This window comes from Nocardioides sp. AN3, from assembly GCF_054653495.1.
Map to the genome: position 1 here is coordinate 16,910 of NZ_BAAIGC010000025.1, position 14,628 is coordinate 31,537.

General features: G+C 70.5%; 13 protein-coding genes. 6 read left to right on the plus strand and 7 right to left on the minus strand.

Features of this window, described 5'->3' with window-relative positions; all coding sequences use genetic code 11:
* The first annotated feature begins 169 nt into the window (after window positions 1-169).
* From ACYQ1K_RS21320 to ACYQ1K_RS21335, 4 genes are all read left to right on the plus strand, one after another.
* Window positions 170-1,684: an APC family permease gene (locus ACYQ1K_RS21320; RefSeq protein ID WP_459985298.1), complete on the plus strand. Its 1,515-nt coding sequence runs from the start codon at window positions 170-172 to the stop codon at window positions 1,682-1,684.
* A 100-nt stretch (window positions 1,685-1,784) separates the two neighbouring features.
* A complete protein-coding gene (locus ACYQ1K_RS21325; RefSeq protein ID WP_459985300.1) occupies window positions 1,785-3,353 on the plus strand; it encodes an AMP-binding protein in 1,569 nt (522 codons plus the stop codon).
* A complete protein-coding gene (locus ACYQ1K_RS21330) occupies window positions 3,350-5,668 on the plus strand; it encodes a CaiB/BaiF CoA-transferase family protein (protein ID WP_459985301.1) in 2,319 nt (772 codons plus the stop codon). The genes ACYQ1K_RS21325 and ACYQ1K_RS21330 overlap by 4 nt, the downstream gene beginning before the upstream one ends.
* On the plus strand, window positions 5,665-6,462 hold the full coding sequence (locus tag ACYQ1K_RS21335) for an enoyl-CoA hydratase/isomerase family protein (protein ID WP_459985302.1): 798 nt from the start codon (window positions 5,665-5,667) through the stop codon (window positions 6,460-6,462). The genes ACYQ1K_RS21330 and ACYQ1K_RS21335 overlap by 4 nt, the downstream gene beginning before the upstream one ends.
* A 1-nt stretch (window position 6,463) precedes the next feature.
* On the opposite strand, the gene ACYQ1K_RS21340 is transcribed toward ACYQ1K_RS21335, so the two are convergent.
* Genes ACYQ1K_RS21340 through ACYQ1K_RS21370 form a run of 7 tightly spaced genes read right to left on the minus strand, consistent with a single transcriptional unit; the run spans window position 6,464 to window position 13,020 of the window.
* Entirely contained in the window at window positions 6,464-7,780 is a 1,317-nt protein-coding gene (locus ACYQ1K_RS21340) for a hypothetical protein (protein ID WP_459985303.1), read from the minus strand.
* Window positions 7,781-7,798: 18 nt separating this feature from the next.
* Window positions 7,799-8,806 (minus strand): quinone oxidoreductase family protein, encoded by a 1,008-nt coding sequence (locus ACYQ1K_RS21345; RefSeq protein ID WP_459985305.1) that lies wholly within the window; start codon window positions 8,804-8,806, stop codon window positions 7,799-7,801.
* Window positions 8,803-9,678 carry an alpha/beta fold hydrolase gene (locus ACYQ1K_RS21350; RefSeq protein WP_459985306.1) on the minus strand — a complete coding sequence of 292 codons (876 nt, stop codon included), beginning with the start codon at window positions 9,676-9,678 and terminating at the stop codon, window positions 8,803-8,805. The genes ACYQ1K_RS21345 and ACYQ1K_RS21350 overlap by 4 nt, the downstream gene beginning before the upstream one ends.
* 44 nt (window positions 9,679-9,722) lie before the next feature.
* Entirely contained in the window at window positions 9,723-9,869 is a 147-nt protein-coding gene (locus ACYQ1K_RS21355) for a hypothetical protein (RefSeq protein WP_459985308.1), read from the minus strand.
* 30 nt (window positions 9,870-9,899) lie between these two features.
* Window positions 9,900-10,790: an alpha/beta fold hydrolase gene (locus ACYQ1K_RS21360; protein ID WP_459985309.1), complete on the minus strand. Its 891-nt coding sequence runs from the start codon at window positions 10,788-10,790 to the stop codon at window positions 9,900-9,902.
* Between the two features lie 49 nt (window positions 10,791-10,839).
* Entirely contained in the window at window positions 10,840-11,781 is a 942-nt protein-coding gene (locus tag ACYQ1K_RS21365) for a DODA-type extradiol aromatic ring-opening family dioxygenase (protein ID WP_459985310.1), read from the minus strand.
* Window positions 11,782-11,793: 12 nt separating this feature from the next.
* Complete coding sequence (locus tag ACYQ1K_RS21370) at window positions 11,794-13,020, minus strand: aromatic ring-hydroxylating oxygenase subunit alpha (RefSeq protein ID WP_459985311.1); 1,227 nt, start codon at window positions 13,018-13,020, stop codon at window positions 11,794-11,796.
* A gap of 213 nt (window positions 13,021-13,233) precedes the next feature.
* On the opposite strand from ACYQ1K_RS21370, the gene ACYQ1K_RS21375 reads away from it, so the two are divergent.
* Both ACYQ1K_RS21375 and ACYQ1K_RS21380 read left to right on the plus strand, forming a co-directional pair.
* On the plus strand, window positions 13,234-14,229 hold the full coding sequence (locus tag ACYQ1K_RS21375) for an NAD(P)/FAD-dependent oxidoreductase (RefSeq protein WP_459985312.1): 996 nt from the start codon (window positions 13,234-13,236) through the stop codon (window positions 14,227-14,229).
* A 33-nt stretch (window positions 14,230-14,262) separates the two neighbouring features.
* Window positions 14,263-14,598 carry a ferredoxin family protein gene (locus ACYQ1K_RS21380; RefSeq protein ID WP_459985313.1) on the plus strand — a complete coding sequence of 112 codons (336 nt, stop codon included), beginning with the start codon at window positions 14,263-14,265 and terminating at the stop codon, window positions 14,596-14,598.
* The last annotated feature ends 30 nt before the right edge of the window (window positions 14,599-14,628 follow it).

Consider the following 14,628-nt stretch of genomic DNA (forward strand, 5'->3'; position numbering starts at 1 on the left):
ATGCAAATTGCGCGGAAGTCGGACCGCTCACCGAACCAGCGGGCGGATGACGCGGCCGGTCGAGCCGAGACTGAGGGGAGGTTCACAGCGGTGTCCTGCTTGCGCCGCTGATCACGAGATGCGTAGTCACGCACACCGGACTCCGATGTCAGTCCCGAAGGAGAACACCGTGTCAAACACCGAAGAAACACCCCTGGCCTCCGAGCAGGCCCGGCTCCTCATCACGACCGAGGAGACGGCTGTCGGCGATACTGTCGACACCGTTGGTGTCCAGCCTGGCCTTGCGCGCGGCACCCTCGGTCCGGCTCACATCGTCTTCATGGTGATGGCCGCCGTCGCGCCTGCCGGTGGCGCCGTCGCCATCCTTCCCCTCGCGATCGCGCTCGGTGTCGGAGTGGGAACCCCGGGCATGTTCGTGGTCGTCGGCGCGGTCCTCACCCTCTTCGCCGTGGGCTTCACCCGGATGGTCCCCTACGTCCGCAACGCAGGTGCCTTCTTCGCCTACATCGCCAACGGCCTCGGCCGCCCACCCGGCCTGGCGGCCGCCTATGTCGCCCTGAGCGCCTACCTGTCGATCGGCTGCGCGACCGCCGGAGCGATGGGCTTCTTCGCCAGCACCACCGTCGAGCAGTTCTTCGGCGTCCACATCGCGTGGTGGGTGTTCACGATCATCGGACTGGCCGTCTGCTTCGTCCTGGGCTACTTCCGCATCACGCTCGCCGCCGGCGTGCTGGCGACCGCCCTCATCCTGGAGGGGACGGTCGTGCTCGTCCTCGACGTCGCGATCCTCTTCCAAGCGGGCTTCAGCGCCTTCCCGCTCGAGTCGTTCAGCCCCTCGCAGATCTTCGTCCCCGGTGTCATCGGCGTCGGGGTGATCTTCGCGTTCTCGTGCTTCCAGGGCTTCGAGGGCACCGCGATCTACGCCGAGGAGGCGCGTGACCCGGAGACGACGGTCCCCCGTGCGACGTACGCCGCCATCGCCTCGGTCTGCCTCTTCTTCGTGCTCACCTCGTGGGCGATGATCGCCGGGGCCGGTGGCTCGGCGGCGCCCGCCAAGGCCTTGGCGGACCCCGGCAACTTCGCCTACAGCCTCAGCGACCAGTACGTCGGCTCGCTCTGGACCGACATCCTCGAGATCCTCATCGTCACCAGCTGCTTCGCTGGCGTCCTCGCCTTCCACAACGCCGCTTCGCGCTACTTCTTCGCGCTCGCCCGGGACCGCTTCATGCCGAGCCGACTCGCGGCCGTGCACCCGCGCTTCGCGTCCCCCATCAACGCCGGCATCGCCAGCTCGGCGCTCATGCTCGTGGTCGTGGTCGCGTTCGCCATCGCGGGCCTCGATCCCTTGACCACCCTCACCTCCGCCCTCACCGGCTTCGGCGCCGTCGGCCTGCTCGGCCTCGTCACCCTCACGTCGGCAGCCGTCGTCGTCTTCTTCTGGCGGCGCCGGCAGTTCGGTTGGGTGCACACGGTCGCGCCGGTCCTCGCCACCCTGGGCCTGGGCACCGCGACGATCATGGCGCTGGTCAACTACGACGCGATCACCGGGACGTCGTCGAAGGTCATCAACTCCCTGCCGTGGCTGCACGTCGTCACCGTCGTCACGGCGATCGGTGTGGCGATGCATGCGAAGTCCCGTCGCCGCTCCGACTACGACCGGATGGGCCGCACGCTCGTCGACTGAGAGTCCTGCCGAGAACGCCCGGTCGATCCTCGACCGGGCGTTCTCGGTGAGCGAACCCTGGTGCTGCGCAACCCCCCGCACACCGCGTTGACTGGCGCTCATGCCCACGCCGACTCCCCGATCCTTCGCGGAGGCCGTCGAGCAACGCAGCGGGACCGAGCCCGACGGGGAGCTCGTCCGCCTCGCCGGCGGTGCTGCCTGGAGCGCCGGAGCACTCTGGGACCGGTCCGTGGAGCTCGCCCGAGGTCTCGCCGCCCTGGTCGGGTCCCGCGACTCCGTCGCGACGGCGACCACACGAGGACCCGAGGCGATCGCACTGACGACCGCGCTCTCCTGGCTCGGCGCGGTCGAGCTCGCCCTCCCCGACGGGATCGACGAGGCTACCGCGCGTCGGCTCGCCACGGCGTCGCGGTGCCGGGTGACCGTCGCATCGCCGACCCGCGCCGCCGGCGAGCCGTTCCTGACGGTGCTCGGCGACCACGCCGTCACCCCGCTGGTGCTCACCGACTCGGGGACCGCAGAGACCCCGAGCCTCGACGACCTGAGGGCCCACCCTCATCCGCTGCCTCACCACGTGCCGGACCTGCTCTCACCTGCCGCCGTCATGGTCACCTCCGGGACCACCGGACGGGCCAAGGGCGCGTTGTTGCCGAACGGCGCGGGGATCGCACAGGCCCAGCGGGTCCGAGCCGCCATGGGGTACGACGCCGCGGATGCGTTGCTGAGCGTCTTCTCGTGGCAGCACATCAACGCCCGCCATGCATCGTTCCTGCCTGCCGTGCTTGCGGGCGCCCGCCAGGTGATCGCCCCCCGGTTCTCCGCCTCGACGTTCTGGGAGACCACGCGGGGCGAGGGAGTGACCGCCTTCAACTTCATGGGCGCCCTCTGCGCGATCCTCCTGCGTCGGCCATCGGACGCCGCCGACCGGGACCACGCGGTGACGCGGGCCTACGGCGGCCCCGCACCAGCATGGATGGTGGAGGCCATGGCCGAGCGGTTCGGCGTCGAGCTCCGCCAGGCCTATGCCTGCACCGAGCTCGCCGATGTGTCGTTGACGGGCGACGAGGTGCGGGCAGGTGCCGCTGGTCGTCCGACCGCCGACTACGACATCCGTCTCGTGAGCGCGGACGGATCGGATGCGTCGGACGGCGAGGAGGGCGCGCTGCTGGTTCGGCCCCGCCGGTCCGGCATCACCTTCAGCGAGTACGTCGGCGACCCCCAGGCGACCGAGGCCGCGTGGGACGACGGTTGGTTCCGGACCGGCGATCGGGTGCGACTCGACGACGGCTGGCTGACCTTCGTCGGCCGGTCGGCCGACGTGATCCGACGCCGCGGCCTCAACATCGCGCCGGACCGGATCGAGGAGGCGGCGCTGTCGCTGCCGGCCGTCGCCGCGGCCGCCGCGGTCGGCGTACCGTCCGAGCTCACGGAGGACGACATCCTGCTGGTCGTGGTCCCGACGCCCGGCGTCGTGCTGACTCCCGAGGCCGTGCGCCGACACTGCACCGCCCGTCTTCCCCGGCATGCGGTTCCCCGCTTCATCAGCATCGAACAGGCCATCCCCCGCAACGCCAGCCTCAAGGTGCTGCGGTCCTCGCTTCGTGACCGCGGGGTGCCCGAAACCGCCTGGGACGGCGAGCAGTCCCTCTCAAACGTGGAGCACATGTGACCCCATCGCCGTTACGCGTCATCGACCTCTGCGACGCGCTGACCTTCCAGGCCGCTCGCCTTCTCGTCGGCCTCGGCGCCGACGTCATTCGTGTGGAGTGCACGGATACACCGGTGCTCAGCAAAGCCGAGCGGCTGCACTGGCACGCCGGCAAGCGCGTGGTCACGGTCGCCTCGCACGACATCGAGAAGGTCGTCCAACGGCTGGTGCCCGACGCTGACGTCGTGCTGGAGTCCGGATCGCTGCGTGCCCTGCGCACGCTGGCGATGCGGGAGCAGCGCCCGGGTGCGTGGACCCGGACAGCCCATGTCGTGACGACGCCGTTCGGTCTCACCGGCCCTCGGCGGGAATGGCTCGCGGACGACCTCGTCCTCACCGCAGCCGGCGGGATGGCCTGGCTCGGCGGCGACCCCGGCGAAAGCCCCGAGCCGCCGCCGCGCGAGCAGGCGACCCAGCTCGCGGGAGTCCATGCCGCCATCGGCGCCCTGCTCGCACTGGTCGCGCGCCGGCGCACCGGTCGAGGGCAGCTGGTCGAGGTCTCGGCCCAGGAGGCGGTGGCCGCCACCCTCGAGACAGGTGCTATCTCGTGGATCCACGGCGGCACTGTCCCGGGCCGCACCTCCGGCGTGTACGGTCACGTCGCGCACCGCGTCTTCGCCGCTGCCGACGGCCACCTTGGCGGGGGCTACTCCGGCAGCCCGCGGATGTGGGATGACCTCTTGGCGTGGATGCTCGAGGAGGGCGCAGCCGCCGACTTGGCCGAACCACGGTGGCAGGACCCCGACGTGCGGTGGCAGGGTCGCCCCCACGTCGACGGCGTGGTCGCCGCATTCGTGGCCGACCGCCCCGCTGCGGCGTTCGCAGAGGAGGCACGCCGGCGCGCGCTGCCCTGGGCGGAGGTCGCCTCCCCCAGCCGGCTGCTGGACAACCCCCAGCTTCGTCACCGGGGCTTCCTGGCGGAGGTGGAGGACAACGGCTGCGTGCTCACCGACGTCGGGTTCCCCTTCGCCTCCCCGGCGCTGCCCCGACCGGTCCGGCTGGCCTCACCCGCCGACGTGCCGGCCGACGTCTGTTGGCACGAGGTGGAGTCGTCAGGTGCCCCCGCTGCTCCGGCGGTCCCGGCGGCCCCGCCCGCGTTGCCCGCCGGCCGGCCCGCCCGTCCCGCCCGTTCCGTCCGGGGACCCGGTGCACTCGCCGGCATCCGAGTCCTCGACCTGACGTGGGTCCTGGCCGGGCCCTACGCGACGAAGATCCTCGGCGAGCACGGCGCGGAGATCATCAAGGTCGAGTCGCAGCACCGCAAGGATCCGACCCGGTTCGCGCCCGGGATGCGGCTGCGTCCCGGTGCGACCTTCGACGACAGCGGCTACTTCCTCAACTTCAACCGCAACAAGCAGAGCCTGGCGCTCAACCTCCGCACGGCCCAGGGGCAGGACCTGTTGCGCCGGCTCGTCCCCCACGTCGACGTGGTGGTCGAGAACTTCAGTCCGGGCGTGCTCACGAAGTGGGGCCTCGCCTACGAGCAGCTGCGCGAGCTCAACCCGGACGTCGTGCTCGTCTCGATGGCGGGCGTCGGCCAGGACGGCCCGTGGCGCAACGCCGTGACGTTCGCCGACACGCTCGCCGCGATGTCCGGACTGACCTTCGAGACCGGGCTCGGGCGGCCGGCGCCTCAGGGCCTCACCTTCGGGCTCGGCGACATGGTCGCTGCGAACGCCGCCGTCCTCGCGACCCTGGAGCTGCTGTACGCCGGCCGTGGCGGGCATGTCGACCTGTCCCAACTGGAGGCGATGGCGAGCAGCCTCGGCGCGGCCCTGCTCGAGACTCAGACGGGCGAGACCGCCGGCCGCTGCCTGCTTCCTCCACGAGTCGTCCGGACCTCCGGCGAGGACCGATGGCTCGCCGTCGGAGCCGTGGAGTCCGCGACGCTGCGCATCGCGCTGCCGGCACTCTCCGACGCCGCCGAGGACGAGCTCGACAAGGCGCTCGCCGAGATCGCGCTCGGGCACGAGGCCGACGCCCTGGCCGAGGCGCTCCAGGCTGCCGGCGTGGCGGCGTACCCGGTCCGGGACGGTCGCGACCTCGTCGAGGCCGACGCCCAGCTCGGCGCCCGGAGCTTCTACCGGCTGCTGCCGCACCCACTTGCGGGTGACGTCCTCCATGAGGGCCTGGTCGAGCATCTCGCCGAGACTCCGGGCGACCTCCGCACGCCCGCGCCATTGCTCGGGCAGCACACCGACGAGCTGCTGGCGCGACTGCTCGGGCTCTCTGCCGCCGAGCTCACCGACCTGCATCGAGAAGGAGCACTCGAATGACCCAGACGATCCCCCAACAGACGACGGAGCACCTGGGATTCAGGATCGAGCGTGAGGGCCCTGTCGCCACCGTCATCCTCGACCACGGCCCGGTCAACATCGTCGACCCTGAGCTCATCGAGTGCCTCGTCGACGGACTCCCGAGCATTCTCGACGACCCGGACGTGCGCTGCGTCGTGCTGCGGGGCAAGGACCGGGTCTTCGTCGGCGGCGCCGACCTGAAGGTGATGCGCCGGCTCGATCCCGACACCTACCGCGCGATGCGGCGCTGGGTGGTCGTCCAGCGACTGCTCGAGCTGGCCCCCAAGCCCGTCGTTGCCGCCATGAACGGGCATGCTCTGGGAGGCGGTGCCGAGCTCTCCCTCGCCTGCGACCTGCGCATCCTGCGCCGAGGCGCGACCTTCGGCTTCCCGGAGACGGGCCTGGGCATCTTCCCGGGTGCTGGCGGCTCCCAACGCCTGCCGAGGCTCATCGGCGCGCACCGGGCGAAGCGACTGATCATGGACGCCACCCGCCTCAGCGCCGAGGAGGCCCTCGAGGAGGGGCTCGTCGACCTGGTGGCAGGCGACGACTTCGAGGAGGTGGTCGCTCGTGAGGCGACCCGGCTGGCGGCGCTGCCGACGGCGACGATCGGCTTGGTCAAGCAGGTGATCGATGCTGGTCAGGCCCTGCCGATCGACGAGGCGATGGCGATCGAGGAGGAGTATGTCCTGCGCAACCTCGGGCTGGCCGACGCGACGGAGGGTATCTCGGCCTTCCTGGCGAAGAGGCCGCCGTCCTTCACCGGCCGGTGAGTCATGATGCGTCGGGCCCGGTCAGGTGGGCCGGCAATGTCAGCACGCTGCGCACCAGGATCTCGGCGAGCCGTCGCATCGCGCCCAGGTCCGCCAGGTTCATCCCCCGAGTGAAGTCCACCGGGACGCCGTCAGGGCCGGCGGGGACCTTCGGCATGCCGACCCGTGCGGTGGGGACGCCGCGCATCCGGAGCACGTTGGCGTCGGTGGCCCCGCTGTTCTCGAGGATCATCTGGAGTGGCGCGCCGGAGACGGTCTCGAAGGCGGCGACCGTCGACCGTACGATCGGGCTGTCCGGCGAGGTGAAGGTCGCCGGGATCGCGGCGATCTGCTGCACCCGCAGCTCAGCGTCGAGCTCACCGCCGATGACGCGCACCTGTTCGCGCAGCTCCCGGATCACCTGCGGAGGCGTCTGGGTCGTGGTGATGCGGAGATCGAGGCGGAGGGTGACCTCGGCCGGAGTGGAGGCGGCGAGGTGGTCGAGCCCGCCGCGGATCGAGGAGACGACGCCCTGAGGCTTCATCGTGTGGTGCTCGTGCCTGTCGGCGTACGTCGCCAGCCACTGCTCGAGCCGGATCGCGACCTCGCCGGCCAGGCTCACGGCGTTGCGGTAGGGCAGCCGGTGGCGGCTGCCGACGTAGGTGTGGATGCCCGGCACGTGGATGTCGGCCCAGACCAGCCCCACCTCCTCGTGGAAGACCGACCACCCTGGCTTGGCGATGACCGCGTAGTCGGTCGTCCAGCCGCGCTCCAGGAGGAAGCCAGCCCCGACGCCGTGCCCGGTGTTCGCCCGGCCCGGCGTGCCGACACCCTCGATCGCGAACGACGGCATGCCGCCCGCCCCGAGCCCGACCACCACGTCGCCGGGCGGCCGGACGCCTGAGGCCGCCAGCGCTTCGGCGACCGCCAGCACGACAGCCGCGTGACCCTTGGGGTTCCCGGCGCCCAAGCCCTCCACGAGGTCACCGGTGACGACGGGCTCGGCACGCATGTCGGGTCGCAGCTCCGGGCTGGCGCCGGGGACGTCGATGGCGGCGTCACCGGTGGTGAAGGTGTCGAGGGGCGCGTAGAGCAGGACCGAGGGACCGTCTCCGCCGGGCACCACGCCGACGGCGTTGGCCTGTCGCTCGTCGAGGTGCTGCACCTCGCTGCGCACGCCGTGGGCGGCGAGTCGGTCTGCGATCCACTGGGCGAGCGGTGCCTCCGCTCCGGTCGGGCTCGCGATGCCGACCGCGCCACAGACCAGGTCCAGCAGGCGCTGCCGACTCACGTGGGCCATCACCGCGGCGACATCCCGCTCCACCTCTTCGTGTCCCATCACAGTCGGGTCCCGTCGTCAGCGGATGCCCGGGGTCACGACGGCCCGGCCCCGCAGCTTGCCCTGGGCGAGCAGTTCGAGGGCGTGCCCGGCGTCCTCGAGCGCGAACGACTCGACGCCGAGACTCAGCTCGCCACGCACCATCAGCTCGGCCAGCTCAGGTGCGAGCGCCAAGCCCTCGGCTTCGCGGCGCACCATGTTGACCGGCAGGAGGGCGACATCGTCGAGCAGCCAGTTGGCGAGGTCGAGCCTGACGTCGGTGCCGGTGACGTAGCCGATCAGGACGGCCCGGCCACCCGGACGCACCCAGCGGGCCCGTGCGGTCAGCTGTGGACCGCCGAGGGTGTCCACGAAGAGGCTCGCGGGCCGTGTGTCGGCCAGCTCGGCAAGCCTTTCGGTGTCGGTCGGCGCGACCACCTCCGCTCCCGCGGCGACGAGCTCGGCCTGCTCCGGGGCGGTCACCAAGGCGATGACCCGAGCCCCGGCCCGCAGGGCGAGCTGGACGACCATCGACCCCACGGCGCCGGCGCCGCCACCGACCACGACGACCTCGTCGGCGGCGGCCGCGACTCCCTCGACGTCCCAGGCCCCGAGCCGGCCGATCGCATGCAGGGCGGTGTGCGCGGTCGTTGTCGGCACCCAGAAGGTCGCGCCGAGCTCCGGCGAGAGCCCTTGCGGAAGCGGCGTGAGGGTCTTCGTCTTGGCCGTGACGTAGTCGGCCCAGGTGCCCGGGCGGGCGAAGCCGAGGCCGCCGCCGCGCAGGACGACGCGGGTGCCGGGTGCCAGGACGTCGGAGGAGACGACCACGCCGCAGCCCTCGACGCCGCCGACGTACGGCAGGTCGGGCTTGATCCCGAAGCTCCCGCTGGCGACCGTCAGGTCGAAGTGCGCCAGCGCGGCGGCCTCCACCTTGACCAGAGTCTCCCCCGCCTGAGGCTCGGGGACCGGGAGCGCGTCCACCCTGGGGGCCTCACCCCAGGCGTGGATGCGGACGGCGCGCATGGTGCCCGCGACCTCGCCGGTCATGAGGCCGGGTGCTTCGCGAGGAAGCCGAGGCTGAGCTCGTTGTACGCCGCGGCGTGCTCGTGCTGCGGCCAGTGGCCGCACTCCTCGAACAGCACGAGCTCCGAGCCGGGGATGTTGGCGTGCATCGCGCTGGCCTCGGGCGTGTCCCCGAACGGATTGTTGCGGCCCCACACGATGAGGGTCGGCACGGTGATCCTCGCCAGGTCCTCGGGGTTGAGGATGTTGCGCAGCCGGGTCTCCATGTTCTGCAGGCTCAGCAGGTTGTCGATGTTGGCCACGAAGTCCGGCTGGTGGTAGATCTCGTGGCGCGCGGTGACCAGCTCCTCGGTGGCGTCGGCCGGGTCGTGCATGAGCAGCCGCAGCCGCTGGCGGGTCAGCTCGACGTCGTCGGTCTCGACGGCCTTGCGGGTGCTGGTGCGGATGCGCTCCATCACGTCGGGGTTGGCCACGGTGCCCCCCGCACAGAGCAGCTGCAGGGAGGCGATCCGGTCGGCGTTGTCGATCGCGGCTCGGGCACCGACCCAGCCACCCAGTGATTCCCCACCGATGTGGGCCTTGTCGATGCCGGTCGCGTCGAAGTAGGCGAGCAGGTGGTCGCGGTAGCGCCCGATCTCGTAGGGGTAGTCGGGCTTCCCCGTGTAGCCGTGGCCGAGCATGTCGATCGCGTGCACGGTGTACTTCTCGGCGTGCGCACGGATGTTGCGCATGAACGCCTCGAGGTGGCCGCTGGTGCCGTGCAGGAAGACGACGGTCTCGGGACCGTCGCCAGCCTGGAGTGACCGGGTCGGCACTCCGCCCGCGTCGACCGTGGTGACCGTGAAGTCGAGACCACTCAGCTCGGTCCAGATCGTCCGGGTCAGGTCGTTGCTCATCAGGTGTTCCTTGCTGTGAGGGGCTGGTGGGACTGCGCGGGCGCTCAGCCCTGGTTGATGCGGTGGACCTGGGTGTTGAACCGATGGGCGATGCCCGGCAGGGCCTGCTTGTGCGTGGCGATGCGGTTGCTGACGTGGCGCAGGCCGAGGAACGCGACGACGAGCGCGACGAGCAGGGTGAGGATCTTCATGAGTGGTTCCTTGACGGGTGTGGACCGAGGTCAGCGGTGGTCGATCGCCTTGAGGAAGCCGTCGACGACGGCGTGGTAGGCGCCGGGGCGCTCCTCCTGCAGGTGGTGGGAGACGTGGTCCATCACGTGCAGGTTGCCGCGCTTGACCATGCGGGCGAGCATCATCGGGTAGTCGGGGGTGAGGAAGGCGTCCTCACGACCCCACATGAACAGCGTGGGGGCTTCGATGAGCCCGAGCTCGGCCGTCATGTCCTGCCAGTCCCCGCGTGGCGAGTCCGACATCGCGGCGAGCTCACGCTCGTCCTTCTCGAGGCTCTGCTGGTAGCGCAGGTCCAGCGTCTCCTCAGGGAGCCGGGCGGCGTCGTACCACTCCAGCTTGGTGATGAGGGTGCGCATCTTCTCGCGGGTGGGGCCCTCGCCCCCGTAGTAGGCGTCGCGCGCCGTCCGGCCGCGGTGGCCGTTCTCCGGGAGGGGCGCGAGCGGTCCGTAGAAGACCGGCATGCTTCCGGTGATGACTGACGACCGAACGCGGTCGGGATACTTCGCCGCCACCATGAGGGCGATGTGACCGCCCCAGGAGTTGCAGATGAAGTCGGCCTTCTCGATGCCGAGCTCGTCGAGGAGGGCGACCATCTTGGCCGCATGGAAGTCCCACATCGGGCCGGTGATCCGGCACTTCTCAGACTTGCCGTACTGGAGAAGGTCGACGAGGTAGAGGTGCCGGTCCCGGGCGAAGTACGGCGCCACGGGTCCGAAGTCGCTCCACGCGGTGCAGCCGGGGCCGCCGCCGTGCAGGAAGACCGTGTCGGGCCCGGACCCGATACCCATCTCGTAGTAGTGGTACTCGACGCCGTCCGCCTTGGCGAACCGGCTCTCCGGCGCGGGACCGGCGGCCGGTGAGGTGAGCTGTGCGGTGGTCATGAGGGTGCTCCTGTCAGAGTGCGAGGTCCGTGCGGTGGTCGCGCCGATCTCACGACGCGTCCGGCTCGATGACGGCGACGCCCATCCCGGTGAGCCACTCGGGCATGGGCGAGTACGCGAGCGCCTTGCCCGGGGCGAACCCGAGAGCGGCGATCATCACCATCCAGGTGCGCAGCTCCTGGCCGCCGTTGCCGGCCACCTCGAGGATCTTCTGGGTGGTCAGCTCGGTGTAGCCGAAAACCTCGCCCTTCTCGAGGTCGGCGAGGAAGCGCTCGTCGAAGTCGGTGAAGATCGTCGGCTGGGCTCCGACGATGATCTCGCGGCGGCGCTTGTCGTACTTCTCCCACTCACCTCGGCCGTTGAGCCAGGCCTCGACGAGGAACTCCTCGTCGGCGCCGTCCGGGTCGGTCCAGTCGCTGGGCCAGGGCAGCTGGTGGGAGAGCCCGCCGGAGGCCACGACGACGACCCGCCTGTCGCCGCCGATCCGCTCGACGGCGGCGGCGAGGTTGGCGCCGAGCTCAGCCACGCGTGGCATCGTCGGCAGGGGCGGCGCGAAGACGTTGACCACGAGCGGCACGACGGGGACGTCGATGCCGTCGAGCAGGTACTGGATCGCGTGCGCCTGCCCGTGGTCGATGGTCAGGCGTGCCGAGATCGCGACCTCGGTGCCGGCGTCGACCAGCTCGCGAGCGAGTGCCCGGGCGAAGTCCGGATCGGTACGCTGCGGGCCCTTCGGCGTGCCGCCGTCACCGGCCGCGATCACCTCGCCCACGCCGAGCGTGAACGCCGGGATCAGGTCCAGCCAGAAGCCACGGAAGTGGTTGGAGCCCACCACCACCACCACGTCGGGCCGGGCCTCGGCGATCCGGTCGCGGGCTGCGTGCAGCCCGTCGCGGAACGCCTCGGCGCGCTCGATGTGCACCACCTTGTCCCAATGGGTGTTCATCAGGGTGGAGTGGGAGGCGCCCACTCCGAGGACGATCGATGACATGAGGGTCCTCTCTCAGGCGCTCGGTTCGGGGACGACGATGCCCTTCTCGGCAAGGGCGTCGATGCGGTCCTCGGTGGTGTCCTCGGCGAGCTTGCGCCACTGCAGCAGCGAGTCGTCGGGGCGATAGAGCTTCTCCGGCGGCGCGTCGGTGACCTCGACCATCCACTTGTCCTGCCCGGAGAACTGACCGTGGAAGAGCCAGCGCACGGCACCCAGGTACTTGAAGTAGAAGGGAATCGTCTTGACGCCCTTGTGGAAGTCGGCCATGACGCCGACGTACAGATGGTTGTCCGCGTCGACCGGGACGTAGAACTCGTAGTGGATGAACGTCGGGTAGGCGATCCGTAGGACGCCGGGCATGCTCACTGACGCGAAGCCGGGGAACTGCTGCGCGGCGATCACCGGGTTGGGCTCCTTGGCAGAGCCGGTGTTGCCGATGTTGGAGACCTTGCCGGCCGGCTTCCTCTTGTACCAGGCCAGACCGCTCCATGTGCCCAGGCCGGGGAAGTCGGCCTCCCAGAACTGCTCCTCCTGGACGCGGTAGATCCACCGGCCCCGCTTGACGATCTTGGTGGTGTTCCAGACCGGCATCGCCTTGAAGAGCCTCCACAGCGCGGTGCGGTGGAGGTACTTGGCGTGGCCCTCGTCGTAGCCGTTCTCGCAGGCGAAGCGCCAGTTGCCCTCCCGCTCCTGGATCCGCATGCCGAGGACGGCCGGGTTGTCGACGAGCTCCTCCGGCAACTGCTCGTCGATCGGGTGCGGCTCCTCGCCGTCACCGACGAAGATCCACACCAGGCCGAGCCGCTCCTCCACGTGGTACGTCGGCTGTGTCACCTTGCCGCAGATCGGCGACTGCGGCCCGTCGGTGATGGCCGCCTTCAGCTCGCCGTTCTTCAGGTCGAACGTCCAGCCGTGGTAGACGCACGAGATCGTGCCCGGGAACTGCTTGTTGCCCTCGCTGAGCGGGACACCCCGGTGGGGGCAGCGGTTGGCCAGGCCGTAGACCGTGCCCTTGTCGCGGACGATGACGATGTCCTCGCCGAGCAGCTTGACCCGGACGGGCCGGTTCCCGACGTGGGAGGAGAACGTCACCGGATACCAGTAGCCGCGGAGACCGGCGGAAGCGGCCTGGTAATGAGGCCAGCTCGACCAGTCCTGTCGGCCCGGGAGGGGCTTGGACGGCGCGGTCTTCTTGGCAGCGGGCGCCACGGCTGCCCTGGGTTCGAGGGTCTCAGTCATTTCCTGCTCCAGTCGTTCGGAGGCGACAGGACATCACCGGCGACAGGTGGCGACAACCACCGTGGTTCGCCCAGCGAACTGGGCGCCTGAAACCGGCCGGATCGCGGCCCTTCGAGCCCGGCAGTTCGCTCAGCGGTCCACCAGGCAGCGCCCTCGCAAGGCGCTGCTCCTACAGTCCTCCGACCAGCCCCACCGAACACTCCAGGAGGACTCGTGACCACCGAGCCGTCATCACTCTCGACCGATGTGCTCATCATCGGCGCCGGTCCGACAGGCCTCTACGGCGCCTACTATGCGGGCTTCCGCGGACTGAGCACCGTCGTCGTCGACGTACTCCCCCAACCCGGCGGCCAGGTCATGGCGCTCTACCCGGAGAAGCAGATCCACGACGTCGCCGCACTGCCCTCGATCCGAGGGCGTGACTTCGTCGCGAACCTGGTCGTGCAGGCGGACGCCTACGCACCGACGTACCTCCTCGGCCGCCAGGCCGTGGAGATGCGTCATGTCGACGGCGAGCCCGTCGTCACACTGGACGACGGGACGGTGGTCAACGCTCGGGCCGTGGTCATCACCGCGGGCATCGGCACCCCGACTCCTCGGCCGCTCGAGTGCGGCTCGGAGTGGCTGGGCCGCGGCCTGTCGTACTTCGTGCTCGACCCCACGGCTCACGCCGACCAGGACGTGGTGATCGTCGGTGGCGGCGACAGCGCCCTCGACTGGGCGGACGCCCTCGCAGGGCTCGCTCGCTCGGTGACGCTGGTGCACCGACGTGCCGCCTTCCGTGGCCACGCCGCCACGCTCGCCCGCGTCCAGCAGAGCAGCACGATCATCCACACCGACAGCGAGGTCGTGGCCTTCGACGGAGACCTCGAGGCCGGTGCCCTGGCGAAGGTGACGATCCGCGCCAAGGACGGTGCCGAGCACGTCGTGGCGGCCGACCATGTCATCGCAGCCCTCGGGTTCATCAGCGACCTCGGCCCCCTGCGCGACTGGGGACTGGAGCTGCGAGGTCGCTCCGTCGCGGTGGATCGCGCCGGCCGCACCAACCTGCCCCGGGTCTTCGCCGCCGGCGACCTCACCGACTACGAGGGCAAGGTGAAGCTGATGTCCGTCGGCTTCGGCGAGGTCGCGATCGCGATGAACCACGTCGCCGTCGACCTCGACCCCGATCTGACCCTCTTCCCCGGTCACTCGACCGAAGGCGCCTGAGCGCACCCACCGCCATCTCTTCGAGGAGCAACCATGAGCTATGTGATCGGCGCGAACTGCATCGACGAGATCGACCGTTCATGCATCGAGGTCTGTCCGGTCGACTGCATCTACGTCGGCGACCGCAAGAGCTACATCAACAGCAACGAGTGCATCGACTGCGGAGCGTGCGAGGTGGAGTGCCCCGTGGACGCCATCTTCGTGGACCGGAAGGCGCGCAAAGACCCCGATCTCGGTGCGTACATGACCGACTCGCGGCGCTTCTTCGACGAGCCGCTCCCCGGCCGCGACGAGCCCGTCGGCGACCCCGGCGGCGCCGCGAAGATCGGTGACCTCGGTGTGGACACCGAGCTCGTGGCCGCCTATTAGCCGATCACCTCACGAGGGCCCTCGACGGGG

Coding starts and splice junctions, on each gene's coding strand:
- ACYQ1K_RS21325 (WP_459985300.1), top strand. CDS start 1,785: ATGCCCACGCCGACTCCCCGATCCTTCGCGGAGGCCGTCGAGCAACGC.
- ACYQ1K_RS21335 (WP_459985302.1), top strand. CDS start 5,665: ATGACCCAGACGATCCCCCAACAGACGACGGAGCACCTGGGATTCAGG.
- ACYQ1K_RS21340 (WP_459985303.1), bottom strand. CDS start 7,780: ATGGGACACGAAGAGGTGGAGCGGGATGTCGCCGCGGTGATGGCCCAC.
- ACYQ1K_RS21345 (WP_459985305.1), bottom strand. CDS start 8,806: ATGACCGGCGAGGTCGCGGGCACCATGCGCGCCGTCCGCATCCACGCC.
- ACYQ1K_RS21350 (WP_459985306.1), bottom strand. CDS start 9,678: ATGAGCAACGACCTGACCCGGACGATCTGGACCGAGCTGAGTGGTCTC.
- ACYQ1K_RS21355 (WP_459985308.1), bottom strand. CDS start 9,869: ATGAAGATCCTCACCCTGCTCGTCGCGCTCGTCGTCGCGTTCCTCGGC.
- ACYQ1K_RS21360 (WP_459985309.1), bottom strand. CDS start 10,790: ATGACCACCGCACAGCTCACCTCACCGGCCGCCGGTCCCGCGCCGGAG.
- ACYQ1K_RS21365 (WP_459985310.1), bottom strand. CDS start 11,781: ATGTCATCGATCGTCCTCGGAGTGGGCGCCTCCCACTCCACCCTGATG.
- ACYQ1K_RS21370 (WP_459985311.1), bottom strand. CDS start 13,020: ATGACTGAGACCCTCGAACCCAGGGCAGCCGTGGCGCCCGCTGCCAAG.
- ACYQ1K_RS21380 (WP_459985313.1), top strand. CDS start 14,263: ATGAGCTATGTGATCGGCGCGAACTGCATCGACGAGATCGACCGTTCA.